The organism is Rhizobium sp. CBN3, from assembly GCF_030518245.1.
Classification (GTDB): Bacteria; Pseudomonadota; Alphaproteobacteria; order Rhizobiales; family Rhizobiaceae; genus Rhizobium; species Rhizobium aethiopicum_A.
Genome location: NZ_JAULSE010000001.1, coordinates 320,761 through 338,337, shown reverse-complemented (window position 1 = coordinate 338,337; position 17,577 = coordinate 320,761). Strand labels below are relative to the sequence as shown.

Genomic DNA, 17,577 nt, shown 5'->3' with positions numbered 1-17,577 from the left:
GCATGCTGTTCGGACAATCGGTATTTCAATCTGTGCTCGAGCGGCTGAAGGCGGAGGAAGACCCGGCCGAAGAGACGCACGCGCCGGCTGCCCACCGCGTATCCGGGCTTGCCACCGGCCTCGCATTCGATGTCCTGGAAGGCATCTCGGTCGCCTCGCAGCGGATCGGCGAAGCTTATTTCGACAATCTCGGCAGCGAGCCTGCGGCCGAGGCGACTCTCCCGCCGCAGCCGGAACCCGTCATGCCGGACCATCTCGCCCGCATCGCTCCGGAAGAGATCGCCGCCGAACTGGCGATCGCTGCCGCCGATACCCAACAGACGCTGAACGAGAAGCGGCGCGCCTTTGCCAAGGCCAATCACCCTGATGGCATCGCAGAGCCTTTCCGCGACAATGCCAACAGGCGCATGATGATCGCCAATCTGCTGATCGACGAGGCGATGCGCCGCCTGCCGCAGAGCTGAAGCTATCTCGAACGCGGCTAAACACTCCGACGCCACGGAAGAGCCGCCATCCGGCTCGGTCCGCGCACGCTATATGTGCTGTTTTCCTGCGATTCAACCGGTCACGACGGTACTCAGTTCGATTCTTTCGCGCTTCGGTAGCATATAAACCTCCCGCTTTTTGCTATCTGACACAGCGTATTTCGCGACCCCATAACCCCTGCCTACGCCCTTTTCAGTAGGGCACAGCGCTAACTGGCGAAATTGAACGCGATACAACACGTTGTAGCATTGAGCGGTTTAAATGTTTTCAGGAGACCGCCTACATGTCATCTACGGAAGATCCGAAGCAGCCGCGCAACACTGCGCGCAGACATTTTTTAGGCGTAGTCGCGGCCGCCGGCGCTCGTCTCGCCGGCGTGGCGGCTATGGCCACGGCAATATCCACCTCTCCGGCCAAAGCGATGGGGCGGCGTTGGGGACGCGGCGGCTCCGGCGGACACGGAGGTTCCGGCGGGAGCGGTGGTCCAGGCGGAAGAGGTGGCCATGGCGGCAGCGGCGCAAATTGCTTCCTGCGGGGAACGGCGATCCTCACGGATTGCGGTGAGAAGCCCGTCGAGGATCTCAGCATCGGCGATCGCATTGCCCTTCCTGATGGCAGCACCCGTGCGGTCAAGTGGGTCGGCCGCCAAAGCTTCAAGAAGAGCGCCGCACGCTGGCAAAAGGACGTCGTGCCGATCCGTGTTTGCCGCCACGCACTGGACGGGCACACACCCCATTCGGATCTCTATCTGTCGCCTGGCCATGCGCTGTACCTGAACGGCGTTCTGATCCAGGTGAAGGAACTCGTGAACGGCACGACCATCGCACCGGTCACTCCGGCCGCCGACGCATCGATCGACTACTATGCCGTCATGCTCGATACGCACGAAGCTATCCTAGCCGAAGGTGCTGCGGCCGAGTCCTTCCACCTGCAGGACAGCAATCACGAGAACTTCTGCAATTTTGCAGAGTACCAGCGTCTCTATGGCTGGGAATGCAGCGTGATGACACCCTTTGCGCCGTTGCTCGGAGGCGGCTGGTCACATTTGAAAGCGCTTCTCCTGCTCGGCGTCTCGCCGCTGGTGCCGATGCGCGATCCCTTCGGCGATGCCTGCGAGAAGATCGACGCACAGGCCAGGGAACTGTCACTCTGACAGGACGGAAATGCGCGGAGACCGGGCTCGCTGCACGCGAAGCCCGGCGCCGGCTTTGCGATAATATCGAACAAAGATGTCAAGCGCGACGCGCATCGGAAAGAGCGCGGCGCGCTTCGATTGTTCGGCTGCGACGAAGCCGATGATGCTCGCCGATCTCTTGATCGGCGAGCCGCCCGCTACTATTCCGCCTGACCGTCTTTCGAAGGCTTTTCGGCGGATGTCTCATCGGCCTCGTCCTCTCCCTCGGCGTCAGGTTGCACAGCCGGCTCGGCCGACTGCGGCTGCGGCTTGAAGGTCCAGAACAGCATATAGAAGGCATAGGCGCCGGCTGCAGCGGAGATCACCGCCCAGAAGGGATCGCCGCCGATAATCTCGATCGCCGCCCAGCCGAAGCAGACTGCAACGATGCCGACACGCACCCAGAGGCGCTGGTATGCCGGATGGTTCGGATCGATAAGCTGCATGTCTGTCCCCGCGGTCGCATTTTGTCGCACTGTCCTTTAGTTTGAATCTTGCAAATGTGAAAGAGTCGCGGGCTTGACGCGACGCGCAGATGATGGAATGAAAATTCCAGATTTTTGGCAATTCGGTTTATTTGTTCCGAATTCAAGGGAGATTGAAATGACTGTAAGATTTGGTCTGCTCGGCGCCGGCCGCATCGGCAAGGTTCACGCCAAGGCCGTCAGCGGCGACGCCAATGCGACGCTGGTTGCGGTTGCCGACGCCTTTCCGCAGGCGGCGGAAGCGATCGCTTCGGCCTATGGCTGCGAAGTCCGCACCATCGAGGCGATCGAAGCCGCCAAGGATATCGACGCCGTCGTTATCTGCACGCCGACGGATACTCATGCCGACCTGATCGAGCGCTTCGCCCGCGCCGGCAAGGCGATCTTCTGCGAAAAGCCGATCGATCTCGACGTCGCCCGCGTCAAGGCCTGCATCAAGGTGGTGGAAGAGACTGGCGGCAAGCTGATGGTCGGCTTCAACCGCCGCTTCGACCCGCATTTCATGGCAGTGCGCAAGGTCATCGACGACGGCAAGATCGGTGATGTCGAGATGGTGACGATCACCTCGCGCGACCCCGGCGCCCCGCCGGTCGACTACATCAAGCGCTCGGGCGGCATCTTCCGCGACATGACGATCCACGATTTCGACATGGCCCGCTTCCTGCTCGGCGAAGAGCCGGTCTCGGTGCTGGCGACCGCTGCCGTGCTTGTGGACAAGGCGATCGGCGAAGCCGGCGACTACGACAGCGTCTCGGTGATCCTGCAGACCAAATCCGGCAAGCAGGCCGTCATCTCCAACTCCCGCCGCGCCACCTATGGTTACGACCAGCGCATCGAAGTGCACGGTTCCAAGGGCATGGCCGCAGCCGAAAACCAGCGCCCGGTTTCGATCGAGGTGGCGAACGGCGACGGCTACACCCGCCCGCCGCTGCATGATTTCTTCATGACCCGCTACACCGAAGCCTACGCCAACGAGATCGCCGCCTTCATCGCCGCGATCGAAAAGGGCGCGAAGATCACCCCCTCCGGCGCCGATGGCCTGGCAGCACTGGCGCTCGCCGACGCCGCCGTCCAGTCGGTCAAGGAAGGCAAGCTGATCAAGATCGGCTGACGGTCCTCTCCCGACCGGAAGTCGTGCATGAGATGGCCGGGCTCTGCCCGGCCGTTTTGCGTTGGATGGCAGAGCGCGATCAAGACCCCTCCCCAACCCCTCCCCACAAGGGGGAGGGGCTAACTTGCCGCACCCCGCTGCTTCCCATTCCACGGTTTCATCCGCAGAAAGGTGGAGGTCTGCCAAGGTGGGCGCCACGTGGTAGCCCCTCCCCCTTGTGGGGAGGGGTTTTCGTTCGAGCGCGTGCGCTGAGCGCAGCGAAGAGTGATGAATGGCGTGCCGTGTGGCCCCCTCATCCGACCCTTCGGGCCACCTTCTCCCCCTTGTGGCCCCGAGGGGAGAAGAGAGAATCGAGAGCTCGCAGCATACCCTTCTCCCCAGCGGGGAGAAGGTGCCCGTAGGGCGGATGAGGGGGTTGCACGGCAAGCCATCTCAATCCGTCCCCTGCCCCCCCGACAGCACGATGTCCTGGTCGATCACCGATAGCGCCCGGTTGAGGTGGCCCTCGAAGACCAGGATGGGTTCGTCGGGGACGACGCGGATCTCCGGCATGCCTTCCATGCGCACGACATGCGACTGGCCGAGGCCTTCTTCGATGCCCTGGCGAAGCAGGTCGTAGTAGCGGGTGCCGGGGCCGGTGATGGCGATCGGCATACGTTCGGTGAGGCTCAGCATGCGCGACAGGCCGTTGCCGAGCGCAAGCCCCGCCTGGCGGAAGGCGAAGGCGGAGGTGCGGTGGCCCTGGCGGGCGCGGGCGGCGATCTTGTCGAGTTCGGCGACCGGCACGAATTTGGCCGGAATCGTATCGAGCGGCACTTCGAAGGCGCTGCGCAGGATGGCGTAGAAGCCGGCATAGGCCTCGATACAGCCGCGGGTGCCGCAGCGACAGAGGCCGCCACCCGCCATGTGCAGCATGTGGCCGAAATTGGGGGCGGAGATCTCCTGGCCGGTCTGGCCGCCGCGCCGAACGATGCCAAGCCCGATGCTGTGGCCGAGCGACAGTGCGGCGAGCGAACGGAAATCGGCGCCCTTGGCGATCTCCTCACGCGCTCCAAGCGCGGCGGCGACGAGCAGCGTCTCGTTGTCGAGAATGACCTTCGCCTGCCAGTCGGGCCGCAGCGCCGATTCGAAATCGATCTGGTCGCTGCCGAAGATCGGCGACCAGACAAGCACCGGCTCGGTGGAATTGACCAGACCCTTGGAACTGATCGAGATCAGCAGCACCCTTTCCTGCGAAATCCTCGAGCGATCGAGAATGCGCAAGAGCCCGGCCTGCACCCCGGCGACGAAGCGGGCGGCACCAGACGGATCACGCGAGCGCTCCTCGCTGAAACGGTCGATCAGCTTGCCTGCATAATCCACAAGCGAATATTGCACCGCATCCGAAGAGATGATGACGACGATGAGATAGCCGCAATCGCGCCGCTGGCGCAAAAGCACGCGCGGCCGGCCGCGGCCGTTTGCCGCCTGCTGCTCGGACTTTTCGATGATCTGGGCGCGTTCCAGATCGGCGGTGATCGCCGAAATGGTGGCTGAGGAAAGGCCGGTGAAATCGGATATTTCGGTATGGGCGAGCGCGCCGTGGCGCCGCAGCACGGACAGCACGAGCACGCTGTTTCTCTGCCGGACCAGCTCCGTGCTCGACTTGGTCAGCATGGACGCCGCCCTCTCCTCCTGCTTTCGTGAGACCATGACGCCGGCCGAAAACCGCTCACGGTTTTCGGCATCATGATCTTCATCGCCCTCACCTTCCCCTGCATCTCCGGTCGCTTTTGCGCAAGCCAATTAAGCCGGCGATGCAGAGTTGACAGTTGAAAAAATCTCTGACAGTTAATTTCTCGACTGTCGAGAAAAAAATCTCGACAGCTTTCGCGGTGGCCGGAGGAAGCATGGGCTGGGCCGGTCGCAACTCACTCGGGAGGACAATTTATGAAGTCTATTATGAAACTGATGGCAGGGGCTGCCATTCTCGTTTCCGTGCATACTGCCGCCATGGCTGCCGATCTCGTCGTCGGCGTTTCCTGGTCGAATTTCCAGGAAGAGCGCTGGAAGACCGACGAAGCCGCCATCAAGAAGGCTCTCGAAGCCAAGGGCGCCAAATATATTTCCGCTGACGCGCAGTCCTCGGCCGCCAAGCAGCTGACCGACGTCGAATCGCTGATCTCGCAGGGCGCCAACGCGCTGATCATCCTCGCCCAGGACTCCGACGCCATCGGCCCGGCGATCGAAAAGGCCGCTGCCGAAGGCATTCCGGTCGTCGGCTACGATCGCCTGATCGAAAACCCGGCCGCCTTCTACATCACCTTCGACAACAAGGAAGTCGGCCGCCTGCAGGCCGAGGGCGTCTTCAAGGCCAAGCCGGAAGGCAACTACGTCTTCATCAAGGGCTCGTCCTCCGACCCGAACGCCGACTTCCTGTTCTCGGGCCAGCAGGAAGTGCTGAAGGCTGCGATCGACGCCGGCAAGATCAAGAATGTCGGCGAAGCCTATACCGACGGCTGGCTGCCGGAGAACGCTCAGCGCAACATGGAGCAGTTCCTGACCGCCAACAACAACAAGGTTGACGCCGTCGTCGCCTCCAACGACGGCACGGCCGGCGGCGCGATCGCAGCGCTCGACGCCCAGGGCCTCGCCGGCTCCGTTCCGGTTTCCGGCCAGGACGGCGACAAGGCGGCGCTGAACCGCATCGCTCTCGGCACGCAGACGGTTTCCGTCTGGAAGGACAGCCGCGAACTCGGCAAGCGCGCCGCTGAAATCGCTCTCGACCTCGCCGGCGGCAAGGACATGAGCAAGATCGACGGCGCTCAGGCCTTCAAGGGCGGCCCGAAGGGCGTGGAAATGCAGTCAGTCTTCCTGAAGCCGCTTGCCATCACCAAGGACAATCTGAACGTCGTCATCGACGCCGGCTGGATCTCCAAGGCTGAAGCCTGCCAGGGCGTCAAGGCGGGCGCGGTTGCCGCCTGCAAGTAAGCCAGCTTTGAACTAGAATAGCCGGCGCCGCAGCGGACACCGCTGTGGCGCCGGATGCGGACGGGAATTCCAACGACGAAGTTTTCTCCGCCTCGCCGCACCATCGCAGACTTGCATTCCCTGCCGGAAGAGCGCCGCGTCGCCACGCGACCGGCTTCCGGAAGCATCGCGATGGTCAGTTGAAGACAGACGAATGACGCCTTTGGCCAAGCTCCAGTACGCAGGCGCGCCCGTCCAAACAAGAATGGGGGAACGGCAAACCCATGGCCGACATGCTAAAATCAACGACTTCAAGCGGGCCGCGAACGGCAGAAGCCAATCCGGTGACCCGCTTCTTCCGCGCCACCGAGATCGACACCCGCCTGCTCGGCATGATCGGCGCGCTCGTCATCATCTGGATCGGTTTCCACATCATCACCGGCGGCCTGTTCCTGACCCCGCGCAATCTCTGGAACCTCTCGGTCCAGACGACCGATATCGCGATCATGACGACGGGCATGGTGCTGATCATCGTCACCCGCAACATCGACCTTTCGGTCGGTTCCGTGCTCGGCCTCTGCGGCATGATCATGGGCGTGACGCAGGCGAAGATCCTGCCGGAATATATCGGCTTCGACAGCCCCTTCACCTGGGTGATCACGCTGCTGATCGGCATCATCGCCGGCGGCCTGATCGGCACCTTTCAGGGCATGATCATCGCCTTCCTCAACGTGCCCTCCTTCATCGTCACCCTCGGCGGCCTGCTCGTCTGGCGCGGCGCGACCTGGCTCGTCACCAGCGGTCAGACGGTTGCCCCCATGGACCAGACCTTCCGCATCATGGGCGGGGGCGCCGAGGGCTCGATCGGCGCCACCTGGAGCTGGGTCGTCGGCATCGCCGCCTGCCTCTTCGTCATCGCCAGCATCATCGGCTCGCGCCATCAGCGCCGCCGCTTCGGCTTTCCGCGGCGGCCGATCTGGGCGGAATATTTCCTCGCGACCTTGAGCTGCGTGCTGATCCTCGGCGCCGTCTCGATCGCCAACAGCTATTATTGGCCGATCAACATCGCCAAGAAATATGCCGAGACCAACAATATCCCCTGGCCGGAAACCGGCCTGGATATTCCCTACGGCATCGCCGTGCCGGTGCTGATCGCCATCGTCGTCGGCATCATCATGACCTTCATCGCCACCCGCCTGCGCTTCGGCCGCTATGTCTTCGCGATCGGCGGCAACCCCGAGGCGGCCGAACTCGCCGGCATCAAGACCCGCTGGGTGACGGTGCGCATCTTCGCGCTGATGGGCGTGCTCGCAGCCATTGCGGCGGCGATTTCCACCGCCCGCCTCAACGCCGCGACGAACTCGCAAGGCACGCTCGACGAGCTCTACACCATCGCCGCCGCCGTGATCGGCGGGACGTCGCTCGCAGGCGGCACCGGCACCATCGCCGGCGCCATGCTCGGCGCGCTCGTCATGCAGTCTCTGCAATCGGGCATGGTGCTGGCGCATGTCGACACGCCGCTGCAGAGCGTCGTCGTCGGCACCGTCCTTGTCGTGGCGGTCTGGCTCGACACCGTCTACCGCGCCCGTGCCAAGTGAGAGGAGCTCCAGATATGGCTGATCAACGCACTCCCCTCGTGGAACTGAAAAACATCTCGATCTCCTTCGGCGGCATCCACGCCGTCGACAACGCCTCGGTGGATCTCTACCCCGGCGAAGTGGTGGCCCTGCTCGGCCACAACGGCGCCGGCAAATCGACGCTGATCAAGATCCTCTCCGGCGCCTACAAGCGCGATGGCGGCGAGATCCTGATCAATGGCGAGCCGGCCGAGATCCGCAATCCGCGCGATGCCAAGAAATACGGCATCGAGACGATCTACCAGACGCTTGCCGTCGCCGACAATGTCGACGCCGCCGCCAACCTCTATCTCGGCCGCGAGCTGAAGACCCGCTGGGGCACGCTCGACGACGTGGCGATGGAAGCCTCGGCGCGCCAGGTGATGGGGCGGCTCAACCCCAACTTCAAGCGCTTCAAGGAGCCGGTGAAGGCGCTTTCGGGCGGGCAGCGGCAATCGGTGGCGATCGCCCGCGCGATCCTCTTCAACGCCCGCATCCTGATCATGGACGAGCCGACGGCGGCCCTCGGGCCCCAGGAGACGGCGCAGGTGGGCGAACTGATCAAGCAGCTGAAGAAGGAAGGCATCGGCATCTTCCTCATCAGCCACGACATCCACGACGTCTTCGACCTCGCCGACCGCGTCTCGGTGATGAAGAACGGCCAGGTGGTGGGCCACGCCCGCACCGAGGACGTGACCAAGGACGAGGTGCTCGGCATGATCATCCTCGGCAAGGTGCCGCCGAAAGCCATCCCCGGCCCCGGCGCCATGCAGATCTGACGCCACCGGCGCCCTGCTCCGGACAACCAGGCTCCGCCGCCCGCAAGGCCGGCGGAGTTTTTTATGTGGCATTCCCCGGGCTGACGGATAAAAACGCCCGCCAAATCGCAAGCATCGGTATTTCCGAGAATTTCGCGATTGAAGCCGGCCGCAAGCTAGGCTAAGAACCACCCATCGGACAGGCGATTCAAACCGCCTCAGGCATGCACCCGTAGCTCAGCTGGATAGAGTGTTGGATTCCGATTCCAAAGGTCACAGGTTCGAATCCTGTCGGGTGCGCCACAAATTTTTAGATCAGCGCATATGAGCGGATTAGTTACGCTATCTCCGGACGCATTGCACCATGAGAGCGGACTGGAATTACTGATTTCTCTGTAAAATCAGGATATCCGGCGATTCTACCGGCCGAAAGCTCGGCCGCGTCTGTCCGATCGGCGTTCAATTCTCTAACGGCGGTCGCCACGCCCGGGCTGCCCTCTTCCCGCATCGACTAAGGAACTCTCCCTTCGTAATTCGAAGCAGGGAAGCTCCTGCTGGCCGCAGTGCGCTTCGAACCGAAAGCGAGTTCCGTTCGCACTTGGCCGTGGTAATTGTTGACAGTGGCTCGGTGCGGCCGAAAAGGCGGCGACCGACATGGGTCCCGGATGCCATTTCAGGATTATGGTTAACCGAACGTTGCGCTCCAGGATCGGCCTAAAGCAGGCCCATCGAATAGTATTTGCGCTGCGAAGTGACGGGCATCAGTCCTGCCTTACAATAGAGAAGCAGTAGAGGTCGGAACTCGCCCATGTTACGCCAAGTCATATATCCGTCCGTAAAGACTATCCGCGGGGTATACGTTGCGTTACTTATGCGCGGCGTGCGCGCCCATGGATTCGCCCGCCAGGACTGAAGCCCAAATCCCGCCGATACGAATCCTTAGCTGCGACACCAGGCCAACTGCATTTCGTGCGCCGCCCTCCGCGGAGCCGGGAAGCGCCGCACTCAACACAAGGACAGCCAGGCAGGCAGAAGCCACTCATCTGCGGCTTAGAAGTGATCTTCCGCTTTCGATGGCCGACACGCCCCATTGACATCAACAACATATCCATTATTCTGGATATATGGAATCAAAGAACGCTATAGCGGCGCTCGCCGCCCTCGCCCAGACGACAAGGCTCGAAACCTTCCGCCTGCTTGTCAAATCCGAGCCGGAGGGCATTCCGGCGGGCGAACTGGCGCGCATCATGGACGTCCCGCAGAACACCATGTCCGCTCACCTCGCGACGATGGCGCGCGCCGGAATCGTGAAAAGCGAGAGACAGAGCCGCTCCATTATCTACCGGGCGGACCTGGAGGGCTTTCGCGCCCTCACGCTGTTTCTTCTCAAGGACTGCTGCGGTGGGAACGCCGAGCTTTGCGCTCCTTTGATCGCCGATCTGACCCCCTGCTGCACTCCGGAAGGAGCGGCGACATGCGTGAACTGACGCTCAAGGAGATCCCGTCAGGCAGCGACCTCAAGGCGGCACTTACGGCTGCCGGGCTTCCGACTGACGACCTCGATGAAGCCGGACGGCTCTATTTCGAATGCCGAAATCCCGACGGCATGCTGATCGGTTTCTCGGGGCTGGAGAAATGCGGGCCGGACCTTCTTCTGCGATCCATGGTGATCCTTCCGGAATTCAGATCGCAAGGATACGGACGATATCTGGCCCTCGCGACGATTGCCCAAACACGACCATCCGCTGACATCTACCTGGCGACGACAACCGCCGCGGCATTCTTCGAGCTGCTTGGCTTCGAAGCTGTGACACGCGACCGAGTACCGGAACAAATCCTCTCCACCCGCCAGCTTTCGGGCATCTGTCCGGCGTCGGCGACGATCATGAAGCTGAACAGGCCTCCGACCTAACGACGGAACACGACCATGACCGACAAGACCTACAACGTGCTCTTCCTGTGCACGGGCAATTCCGCACGCTCCATTCTCGCCGAATCCATCCTCAACAAGGAAGGCGGCGGACGTTTCAAAGCTTTCTCAGCGGGCAGCCAGCCAAAGGGTGAAGTGAACCCGCATGCGCTGAAGGAACTGGCCGCCCTAGGCTATCCGTCGACAGGTTTCTCGTCCAAAAGCTGGGATGTTTTCGCCGAACCCGGCGCTCCGGAGATGGACTTCATCTTCACGGTCTGCGACAGCGCGGCTGGAGAAGCCTGCCCGGTCTGGATAGGCCATCCGATGACGGCGCATTGGGGCGTCGAGGATCCGGCTACCGTAGTCGGCGCCGAAGTCGAAATCCAGCACGCCTTCGCGCAGGCGGCCCGCTTCCTGAAGAACCGCATCACCGCCTTCGTCAATCTTCCGCTTGCCTCAATCGACCGCATGGCACTCGAGCAGCATGTACGCGAGATCGGCACCATGGAAGGTGCCAGCATTAAGCGGCCGGAGGCAGACTGATGGGCTTCGATCTATCGCGCCGACTCGTCGCCGAAGCCCTCGGGACCGCCATGCTAGTCGCAACCGTGGTCGGATCCGGCATCATGGCGGCGTCGCTGACAAAGGATGTCGGACTGGCGCTGCTGGGCAACACGCTGGCGACGGGCGCCATTCTGATTGTTCTAATCACCGTGCTCGGGCCGATATCAGGCGCTCACTTCAATCCGGCGGTGTCCCTGATCTTCTCGATCTCCCGATCGCTGCCGAAGCGCGACTTCGGCGGATACGTCGTCGCGCAGATCGTCGGCGGCGTGATCGGCACGCTGGCCGCGCATCTGATGTTCGACCTGCCGCTGATCGAGCTGTCGACCAAGGTTCGCACCGGTGGCGCGCAGTGGTTCTCCGAAGGAGTCGCAACCTTCGGGCTTGTGGCCACCATCCTCGCCGGGATCAGGTTCGAGCAGAAGGCGGTGCCATGGCTGGTCGGGCTCTACATCACCGCCGCCTACTGGTTCACGGCATCGACCTCCTTCGCCAATCCCGCGGTCGCGCTTGCCAGATCGCTGACCGACACATTCTCCGGCATCCGCCCGATCGATCTTCCCGGTTTCTGGATGGCGGAGATCATCGGCGCGGTTGCGGCCCTCTCCCTCTTCACCTGGCTTCTCGCGCCCGGTGCGTCGTCAACAGTCTCATCGGAGGCAAAGTTATGAACGTCACCATCTACCACAACCCCGCCTGCGGGACGTCGCGGAACACGCTCGAAATGATCCGCAATGCGGGTATCGAGCCGACCGTGATCGAATATCTCAAGACCCCTCCGTCCCGAGCCGAACTGGTGAAGATGATTGCCGACGCTGGCCTGACAGTGCGGCAAGCCATCCGTGAGAAGGGAACGCCCTACGAAGAACTCGGTCTCGCAGACCCCGCGCTGACCGACGACGAGTTGCTCGACGCGATGCTCAAGGATCCGATCCTGATCAACCGCCCCTTCGTCGTGACACCGCTCGGCACCCGCCTGAGCCGTCCGTCCGAGGTCGTCCTCGACATCCTGCCGGACACACACAAGGGCGCCTTCACCAAGGAGGATGGCGAGAAGGTGCTCGATGAGGAAGGGAAGCGCATTGTCTAAGACATTTCCAGCCCTCGACGAGCGGCACCTGCATCAGCCCGACCTCGACGCGCTCCGCCCGCAGTTCTCAACACACAAGCCGCGCATCCTGATCCTGTACGGTTCGCTGCGCGAGGTCTCCTACAGCCGTCTCCTCGCTCACGAGGCAAGCCGACTGCTCAAACGGCTGGGCTGCGAGGTCAGGGTGTTCGATCCCAAGGGGCTGCCGCTGCCGGACGAAGCTCCCGTCAGCCATCCCAAAGTGCAGGAACTCCGCGAGCTTTCCGAATGGTCCGAAGGCCAGGTATGGGTCAGCCCGGAGCGCCATGGATCGATGACCGGGGTCATGAAGTCTCAGATCGACTGGATTCCTTTATCCGTCGGCTCTGTGCGGCCGACGCAGGGGAAGACGCTCGCGGTGATGCAGGTGTCGGGCGGCTCGCAGTCGTTCAACGCCGTCGGCCAGCTCCGCATCCTCGGTCGCTGGATGCGGATGATCACGATTCCGAACCAGTCCTCGGTCGCCAAGGCCTATCAGGAGTTTGATGCAGACGGACGGATGAAGCCGTCGTCCTACTACGACCGGGTGGTCGACGTGTGCGAGGAACTGGTGAAGTTCACGCTGCTCACCCGCGATGCCTCTTCGTACCTCACCGACCGTTACAGCGAGCGGAAGGAAGACGCGGCCAAGCTCGAACAGCGGGTGCAGTTGAAGTCGATCTGACGGCTACTTGTGCCGCCAGACCTTCACCGCGGACAGGAGCAGGATTACGGCGAGCGCGGGCAGAAGAACCGCGTTCGGAACGATTCCGAGCAATCGACCGCCTATGAATGTGCCAACGATCGATCCTGCCGCCGTGACGATCAGGAACACCTTGTTGCGTCCGAGCACAGAGAAGCTTTGGTCCCGGCTGTATCGGGTGAAACCAACGAGCATTGTTGGCAGGCTGACCGCGAGCGACAGCGATCCCGCCAGCTTGATGTCGCATCCGAACAAGAGAACGAGAGTTGGAATCAGCAGCTCGCCCCCCGCTACCCCGAGAAGCGAGGCGACGATGCCAATCGCGAATCCTGCGACGATGCCCGCCAGGAGCTGTGTGCCGCCTGTCAGCAGCGGCTGTCCGGCGGTGGCGTCGTGGCCGACGATCAGGATGACCGCTATGGCGGCCAGAAGGCCCCCGATCACCTTGTAGAGCGTCTCAGACTTGAGGCGTGTTGCCCACCCGGCCCCGAACCATGCACCCGCGAGGCTTCCAGCCAATAGGTTGACCACGATCTGCCAGTGCGATCCGATCTCGCTGAAAGGGACAGTCGCCGCGCGAAACGGCAGAGCCGACGCCACGACCACCAGGCTCATCGCCTTGTTGAGAATGACGGCCTCCAGGGCCGCGAAATTGAAGATGCCGATCAGGAGCGGAAGCCGGAATTCCGCCCCGCCCAGTCCGATAAGACCTCCTAGCGCGCCGATCACCGCTCCGCCGGTGAAGGCTGCGGGCTTGCTGCGGGAAATGGTTGGTTCGGCAGGCCCGTCCATTCTCGTTATGTCTCCGGAGACATCTCGATATCCTTATGCTGATGTGCGCGAGCGTCCGCAAGTGTAGGTGGGGCTTTGGCAGGATCGTTCGTCGTGTGCAAACTGCTTCACTCCGCGGCGACAGTCTCCCGTCGTGAGGTTGCCGCAACGCTGACAAATGCGGCCATGCCGACCGTCCCAAGCGCCGCCGTGGCGAACAGGGACAGACCGATGCCGAGCTGCTCCATCGCCATTGCGAAAACGAAAGGCGCGGCCGCTCCCAGTGCGAGACGGGCGGCCGCCATCTTGCCAGTGATCGCGCCGTAGCCATCGCTGCCGAACAGATAGAGCGGCAGGCTGCCCTGTGCGATCGAATTGATGCCCGAGCCCAGACCAAGGCAGATGGCGAACGCAACGGCTCCCGGCAGCCAGCTTCCGCTCATGCCGAGGATCACGATGCCGATGACCATGAGCGCAGAAGAAATGACCGCAAGCACGGGTGGCGACAGTCGTGTCCCGAAGATCATGTTGATCAGACGGCTCAGGACTTGCGCGGGTCCGAACAGCGAGCCGATAACCACTGCAGCGGTGCCGAGACCAAGGTTGCCGAGCATCGGCACCATGTGAGCGAGGATTGATGTCAGCGTAAACCCGAGGAGGGCGAAGGCGGCCGAGACAACGATCATTGCACCCCGTCGCGCTTCCGGCGGGATCGCGCCGATCACCCGCTCTCGTTCGCGGACGGTTCCGTCGGCGCTAGCCGCCTTTCCCTTTCGCATCATCCGGAAATGCAGGGGCATGCAGACGGCCAGGTTGAGGGCGGCGAACACCAGATAGATTTCCCGCCATGAAAGGTACCCCATCAGCGCCGCCGAGATCGGCCAGAAGATCGTGGAGGCGAAGCCGCCGATGAGCGTCAGATAGGTGATGCTCCGGGAAGCCGTCTTGGGATCGCTTTCGACAAGCGCCGCGAAGGCTGCCTGGTACTGAACCATTCCAGAGGCGATTTCGAGCAGGACGATGGCGAGTGCGAATACCGCTATCGATGGCGACCACGCGCAAAGGGCGAGCGTCAGCGCCGAGAGAAGCGAGCCGACGGTCAGGACGGTCGCCGCCCCAATCCTATCCATCTGCTTCCCGATCATCGGTGCCGACAGTCCCCCGACGAACAGCGAGACCGAGAAGACGCCGAAGACCTGCTCGAGCGTCACGCCGAGGTCCTTCGCCATGCCGGGCGCGAGGATCGAAAACGAGTAGTAGAGCGTCCCGTAGCCGATGATCTGCGTCAGGCCGAGGGCGGAGATCGTTGCGGGCGAGATCGTGTTCCTGGCTTCACGCATGCTGGTTGGTTTCCGGCTGTTCGGCGGAGCAGCAGTCACCCTCGTTGGCAGGAACGCCGAGCACCCGCGGATGGCCGGCGCAGCAGTCGTGCATGAGGAATGTCACCAGGCCCGAGAGCGCGTCATAGTTGGCCCTGTAGAGGATCGAGCGGGACTCCCTCCTCTGGGCGATCAGGCCCGAGCGCTCGAGTTCCTTGAGGTGGAACGAGATATTCGATGGGGAGACGCCCATCTTCTCGGCAATGGCGCCTGCCGCCATCCCCTCCGGGCCTGCGACGACCAGGGTGCGCACCACCGCTAGACGGGTTTCCTGCGACAGCGCCGCGAATGACATGAGGGCTTGACGTTCATCCATATTTCAATATTCCTTGAATCATCGAAACAAGGAGTAGCGCACATGAACGCGATCGACAAGACGCTTTCGGCCGACATCACGCTTGGCCATCTTCTCGATTCCCTGGGGGCCGCGCCTGACGCACCGCTCGTCTTCTACTACGACGGCCGCGCGGTGAAGGCGGGCTATCACGTGACTGAGGTGAAGGCGGGGCAGTTCTCGGCCTTGGACTGCGGGGCCAATCCTGAAGCCTGGTCGGAGATCTTCGTGCAGCTCTGGGACATCGACGAGGATGAGCCGACGCACATGCCCGCGGGGAAGTTCGCTGCGATCATCCGGAAGGTGTCGGACCACGTTCGGCTTGAGCCATCCGCGAAGCTAACCTTTGAAGTCAGCGATGGGGAAAAGCCAATGGCTCTCTATTGCGCGGCTTCCCCCCAACTGCACGGCGGATCGTTCCAGGTGGTGCTGAACGCCCGGCCCTCGAGCTGCAAGCCTCGTGATCGCTGGCTTGCTGAGGAGAAGGCGAAGACCTCGTGCTGCGGGTCATCATCAAGCCAGAACTGCTGCTCGTGATGTTTATCCTCTGGATCGGTCGGCAGCGCGCGTGCGCGAGGCCGGCGGCACCTTCTTCAACGAGTTCGACAACCTGCGAAGGTTCTCGCGGTGGGATTTCTTCTCCGGTCTTGCTGAGAGCCCAGCCGATGGCAGTTGATCCGCGCAGGCACGGGAACGCTGCGACAATCGCCCCGCCACGGATGCGCCGGTGCCTTGGCTGGCTGTCGCCTAGGCAGATCGACGCGGTTTTGTGCCCTCGTCCCCATCGTCGAGAGCGTCCCGTATCTATTGTCGACGAATGCGGGACGGTGGGGAGTATGCGATGTCGACAGTGCCGTTCTCAAAGATTTCGACGCCGCTCAACGCGCTGTTCGCTACAATCGGTCTCTTGGTCGTTGCCGCACTGACGACGCAGGGCCTTACTGGACATGAGAGGCTTGTCTTTGAGCTGCTACTTGCGGTAATTTGGCTGGCCTATGTCCTCCAATTGAGCGGCACATTGCTTTCACGGCGACACCGCTGGTCGGGCGGGGTGCCGGCCCTCGTGATCGATTTGCTCGCGGTTCTGGTTCCGGCTGCTGCATTCTTGTTCGTTGGGTCCCGTGATCGAAACCTCTATTGCGCCATTTGGCTTCTCAAGCCGTTGCGCAACTCGACCTTCTTCAGGCTGCTGGCAAAGGTGGTCGCGAATGAATCGCGCAATCTGCTTGGCGTGACGTCGGTGTTCGGCATCGTTCTTTTTGGCGCTGCATTGGCTGGTTATATCATCGAGCGAGATGTCCAACCCGATAAGTTCGGCAGCATTCCGCAGGCGATGTGGTGGGCGGTCGTGACGCTGTCGACGACCGGCTACGGTGACGAGATCCCGCAGAGCCTTGCCGGCCGAGTTCTGGCCGGATTGGTGATGATGAGCGGGATCGGTATTTTGCACTTTGGGCCGGCATCCTCGCCACCGGCTTCTACGAAGAGGTTCGCCGCCAAGACTTCGTTCGCAACTGGCAATTGGTCGCTGCCGTACCCCTGTTCCAGAAGCTTGGTTCCGCTGCACTGATCGAGATCGTTCGGGCGCTGCGACCGCGCATTGTCCCCGCAGGTGCGGTGATCTGCCGCAAAGGCGATGTTGGCGATCAGATGTTCTTCATCGTCGAGGGGCGGGTCACCGTGGCGACACCCGACCATCCCGTGGAACTCGGTGCCGGAAACTTCTTTGGCGAGATGGCGTTGATCAGTGGCGAACCTCGCTCAGCGACCGTCAGCGCAGCAACCGAGGTATCGCTGCTGTCGCTCTACGCCGTGGATTTCCAGATGTTGTCGAGCAGTAGTCCGGAGATCGCGGAGACCATCCGCAAGACGGCGCTGGAGCGGCGGGGCCGGCCGCCGAAGGAATAGTCAAAGCCTGATGGGTACGTGCATTGCCGCGGCTGGTCGGCCGCGGTGTCGTGCTGTCGAGTGGCTTCAGTGGAAGCTGCCTGCCCGCCGGTTTGAAATGCGGGTTGCGGTCGCCGAGGATGATGGGCACAAAGCAGATTCGGATTTCATCCACTGGGTCTTCGGCGCCGATCTTTACGCAATGACATCGTCGATGTCTTCGGATCCCTTCAGCAGCACCACCAACAATCCCGCAGCCCTTGCAAACCAACGAGAGTTCCGGAATGCTGATTTACAACAGCCGAAAAATTAAGATCAAATTCGGCCCCGCCCGCAAATC

At 62.3% G+C, this 17,577-nt stretch carries 18 protein-coding genes, 1 tRNA gene and 2 pseudogenes; 15 read left to right on the top strand and 6 right to left on the bottom strand.

The genetic code is table 11. The features are described from left to right. The first annotated feature begins 2 nt into the window (after positions 1-2). Together QWJ46_RS01730 and QWJ46_RS01725 are read left to right on the top strand one after the other, a co-directional pair. Positions 3-464: a hypothetical protein gene (locus tag QWJ46_RS01730; RefSeq protein ID WP_302748765.1), complete on the top strand. Its 462-nt coding sequence runs from the start codon at positions 3-5 to the stop codon at positions 462-464. A 305-nt stretch (positions 465-769) separates the two neighbouring features. Continuing rightward, complete coding sequence (locus QWJ46_RS01725) at positions 770-1,639, top strand: Hint domain-containing protein (protein ID WP_302748764.1); 870 nt, start codon at positions 770-772, stop codon at positions 1,637-1,639. A gap of 182 nt (positions 1,640-1,821) precedes the next feature. Here QWJ46_RS01725 and QWJ46_RS01720 read toward each other — a convergent pair whose 3' ends face one another. Beyond that, positions 1,822-2,106 carry a hypothetical protein gene (locus QWJ46_RS01720; protein ID WP_302748763.1) on the bottom strand — a complete coding sequence of 95 codons (285 nt, stop codon included), beginning with the start codon at positions 2,104-2,106 and terminating at the stop codon, positions 1,822-1,824. 157 nt (positions 2,107-2,263) lie between these two features. On the opposite strand from QWJ46_RS01720, the gene iolG reads away from it, so the two are divergent. After that, entirely contained in the window at positions 2,264-3,256 is a 993-nt protein-coding gene (gene iolG, locus QWJ46_RS01715) for an inositol 2-dehydrogenase (RefSeq protein ID WP_302748762.1), read from the top strand. A 432-nt stretch (positions 3,257-3,688) separates the two neighbouring features. On the opposite strand, the gene QWJ46_RS01710 is transcribed toward iolG, so the two are convergent. Then, the gene (locus QWJ46_RS01710) at positions 3,689-4,912 is read right to left on the bottom strand and encodes an ROK family transcriptional regulator (RefSeq protein ID WP_302748761.1); all 1,224 of its coding nucleotides are present in this window, start codon (positions 4,910-4,912) and stop codon (positions 3,689-3,691) included. A gap of 273 nt (positions 4,913-5,185) precedes the next feature. Here QWJ46_RS01710 and xylF point away from each other — a divergent pair, with 273 nt between their 5' ends. The 10 genes from xylF (at position 5,186) to arsH (ending at position 12,848) form a co-directional block, all read left to right on the top strand. After that, positions 5,186-6,226: a D-xylose ABC transporter substrate-binding protein gene (xylF, locus tag QWJ46_RS01705; protein ID WP_302748760.1), complete on the top strand. Its 1,041-nt coding sequence runs from the start codon at positions 5,186-5,188 to the stop codon at positions 6,224-6,226. A gap of 263 nt (positions 6,227-6,489) precedes the next feature. After that, positions 6,490-7,803, top strand: a complete 1,314-nt coding sequence (locus QWJ46_RS01700) for a sugar ABC transporter permease (RefSeq protein ID WP_302748759.1) — start codon at positions 6,490-6,492, stop codon at positions 7,801-7,803. Positions 7,804-7,817: 14 nt separating this feature from the next. Next, positions 7,818-8,600, top strand: coding sequence for an ATP-binding cassette domain-containing protein (locus QWJ46_RS01695; RefSeq protein ID WP_088393066.1), 783 nt, complete (start codon positions 7,818-7,820; stop codon positions 8,598-8,600). 205 nt (positions 8,601-8,805) lie between these two features. Then, a tRNA-Arg gene (locus QWJ46_RS01690) sits at positions 8,806-8,882 on the top strand. 821 nt (positions 8,883-9,703) lie between these two features. Next, entirely contained in the window at positions 9,704-10,066 is a 363-nt protein-coding gene (locus tag QWJ46_RS01685; RefSeq protein WP_302748758.1) for a helix-turn-helix transcriptional regulator, read from the top strand. Next, positions 10,054-10,491: an arsenic resistance N-acetyltransferase ArsN2 gene (arsN2, locus tag QWJ46_RS01680; RefSeq protein WP_302748757.1), complete on the top strand. Its 438-nt coding sequence runs from the start codon at positions 10,054-10,056 to the stop codon at positions 10,489-10,491. The genes QWJ46_RS01685 and arsN2 overlap by 13 nt, the downstream gene beginning before the upstream one ends. Positions 10,492-10,506: 15 nt before the next feature. Continuing rightward, positions 10,507-11,034 (top strand): arsenate reductase ArsC, encoded by a 528-nt coding sequence (locus QWJ46_RS01675; protein WP_302748756.1) that lies wholly within the window; start codon positions 10,507-10,509, stop codon positions 11,032-11,034. Next, positions 11,031-11,726: an MIP/aquaporin family protein gene (locus tag QWJ46_RS01670; protein ID WP_302748900.1), complete on the top strand. Its 696-nt coding sequence runs from the start codon at positions 11,031-11,033 to the stop codon at positions 11,724-11,726. The genes QWJ46_RS01675 and QWJ46_RS01670 overlap by 4 nt, the downstream gene beginning before the upstream one ends. Next, the gene (gene arsC, locus QWJ46_RS01665; protein ID WP_302748755.1) at positions 11,723-12,145 is read left to right on the top strand and encodes an arsenate reductase (glutaredoxin); all 423 of its coding nucleotides are present in this window, start codon (positions 11,723-11,725) and stop codon (positions 12,143-12,145) included. The genes QWJ46_RS01670 and arsC overlap by 4 nt, the downstream gene beginning before the upstream one ends. Next, positions 12,120-12,848 (top strand): arsenical resistance protein ArsH, encoded by a 729-nt coding sequence (gene arsH / locus QWJ46_RS01660; RefSeq protein ID WP_302748754.1) that lies wholly within the window; start codon positions 12,120-12,122, stop codon positions 12,846-12,848. The genes arsC and arsH overlap by 26 nt, the downstream gene beginning before the upstream one ends. 3 nt (positions 12,849-12,851) lie before the next feature. Here arsH and QWJ46_RS01655 read toward each other — a convergent pair whose 3' ends face one another. The 3 genes from QWJ46_RS01655 to QWJ46_RS01645 all read right to left on the bottom strand — a co-directional run bounded on the left by QWJ46_RS01655 (position 12,852) and on the right by QWJ46_RS01645 (position 15,332). After that, positions 12,852-13,658 (bottom strand): sulfite exporter TauE/SafE family protein, encoded by an 807-nt coding sequence (locus tag QWJ46_RS01655; RefSeq protein WP_302748753.1) that lies wholly within the window; start codon positions 13,656-13,658, stop codon positions 12,852-12,854. Between the two features lie 107 nt (positions 13,659-13,765). Then, positions 13,766-14,977 (bottom strand): arsenite efflux MFS transporter ArsK, encoded by a 1,212-nt coding sequence (arsK, locus tag QWJ46_RS01650; protein ID WP_302748752.1) that lies wholly within the window; start codon positions 14,975-14,977, stop codon positions 13,766-13,768. Further along, the gene (locus tag QWJ46_RS01645; RefSeq protein WP_302748751.1) at positions 14,970-15,332 is read right to left on the bottom strand and encodes a helix-turn-helix transcriptional regulator; all 363 of its coding nucleotides are present in this window, start codon (positions 15,330-15,332) and stop codon (positions 14,970-14,972) included. Before QWJ46_RS01645 ends, arsK begins: the two co-directional genes overlap by 8 nt. A gap of 42 nt (positions 15,333-15,374) precedes the next feature. Between QWJ46_RS01645 and QWJ46_RS01640 the strand changes: the two genes are divergently transcribed. Continuing rightward, complete coding sequence (locus QWJ46_RS01640; RefSeq protein ID WP_302748750.1) at positions 15,375-15,887, top strand: DUF6428 family protein; 513 nt, start codon at positions 15,375-15,377, stop codon at positions 15,885-15,887. Between the two features lie 304 nt (positions 15,888-16,191). Further along, positions 16,192-17,258, top strand: a pseudogene (locus tag QWJ46_RS01635) (cyclic nucleotide-gated ion channel). Between the two features lie 49 nt (positions 17,259-17,307). Here QWJ46_RS01635 and QWJ46_RS31230 read toward each other — a convergent pair. Beyond that, positions 17,308-17,412, bottom strand: a pseudogene (locus QWJ46_RS31230) (dihydrofolate reductase); the annotation flags it as partial. Positions 17,413-17,577: the final 165 nt, after the last annotated feature.

Excerpts from the sequence above, each read along its gene's own strand:
- QWJ46_RS01730 (WP_302748765.1), top strand. The coding sequence starts at position 3 with ATGCTGTTCGGACAATCGGTATTTCAATCTGTGCTCGAGCGGCTGAAG.
- QWJ46_RS01725 (WP_302748764.1), top strand. The coding sequence starts at position 770 with ATGTCATCTACGGAAGATCCGAAGCAGCCGCGCAACACTGCGCGCAGA.
- QWJ46_RS01720 (WP_302748763.1), bottom strand. The coding sequence starts at position 2,106 with ATGCAGCTTATCGATCCGAACCATCCGGCATACCAGCGCCTCTGGGTG.
- iolG (WP_302748762.1), top strand. The coding sequence starts at position 2,264 with ATGACTGTAAGATTTGGTCTGCTCGGCGCCGGCCGCATCGGCAAGGTT.
- QWJ46_RS01710 (WP_302748761.1), bottom strand. The coding sequence starts at position 4,912 with ATGCTGACCAAGTCGAGCACGGAGCTGGTCCGGCAGAGAAACAGCGTG.
- xylF (WP_302748760.1), top strand. The coding sequence starts at position 5,186 with ATGAAGTCTATTATGAAACTGATGGCAGGGGCTGCCATTCTCGTTTCC.
- QWJ46_RS01700 (WP_302748759.1), top strand. The coding sequence starts at position 6,490 with ATGGCCGACATGCTAAAATCAACGACTTCAAGCGGGCCGCGAACGGCA.
- QWJ46_RS01695 (WP_088393066.1), top strand. The coding sequence starts at position 7,818 with ATGGCTGATCAACGCACTCCCCTCGTGGAACTGAAAAACATCTCGATC.
- QWJ46_RS01685 (WP_302748758.1), top strand. The coding sequence starts at position 9,704 with ATGGAATCAAAGAACGCTATAGCGGCGCTCGCCGCCCTCGCCCAGACG.
- arsN2 (WP_302748757.1), top strand. The coding sequence starts at position 10,054 with ATGCGTGAACTGACGCTCAAGGAGATCCCGTCAGGCAGCGACCTCAAG.
- QWJ46_RS01675 (WP_302748756.1), top strand. The coding sequence starts at position 10,507 with ATGACCGACAAGACCTACAACGTGCTCTTCCTGTGCACGGGCAATTCC.
- arsC (WP_302748755.1), top strand. The coding sequence starts at position 11,723 with ATGAACGTCACCATCTACCACAACCCCGCCTGCGGGACGTCGCGGAAC.
- arsH (WP_302748754.1), top strand. The coding sequence starts at position 12,120 with ATGAGGAAGGGAAGCGCATTGTCTAAGACATTTCCAGCCCTCGACGAG.
- QWJ46_RS01655 (WP_302748753.1), bottom strand. The coding sequence starts at position 13,658 with ATGGACGGGCCTGCCGAACCAACCATTTCCCGCAGCAAGCCCGCAGCC.
- arsK (WP_302748752.1), bottom strand. The coding sequence starts at position 14,977 with ATGCGTGAAGCCAGGAACACGATCTCGCCCGCAACGATCTCCGCCCTC.
- QWJ46_RS01645 (WP_302748751.1), bottom strand. The coding sequence starts at position 15,332 with ATGGATGAACGTCAAGCCCTCATGTCATTCGCGGCGCTGTCGCAGGAA.
- QWJ46_RS01640 (WP_302748750.1), top strand. The coding sequence starts at position 15,375 with ATGAACGCGATCGACAAGACGCTTTCGGCCGACATCACGCTTGGCCAT.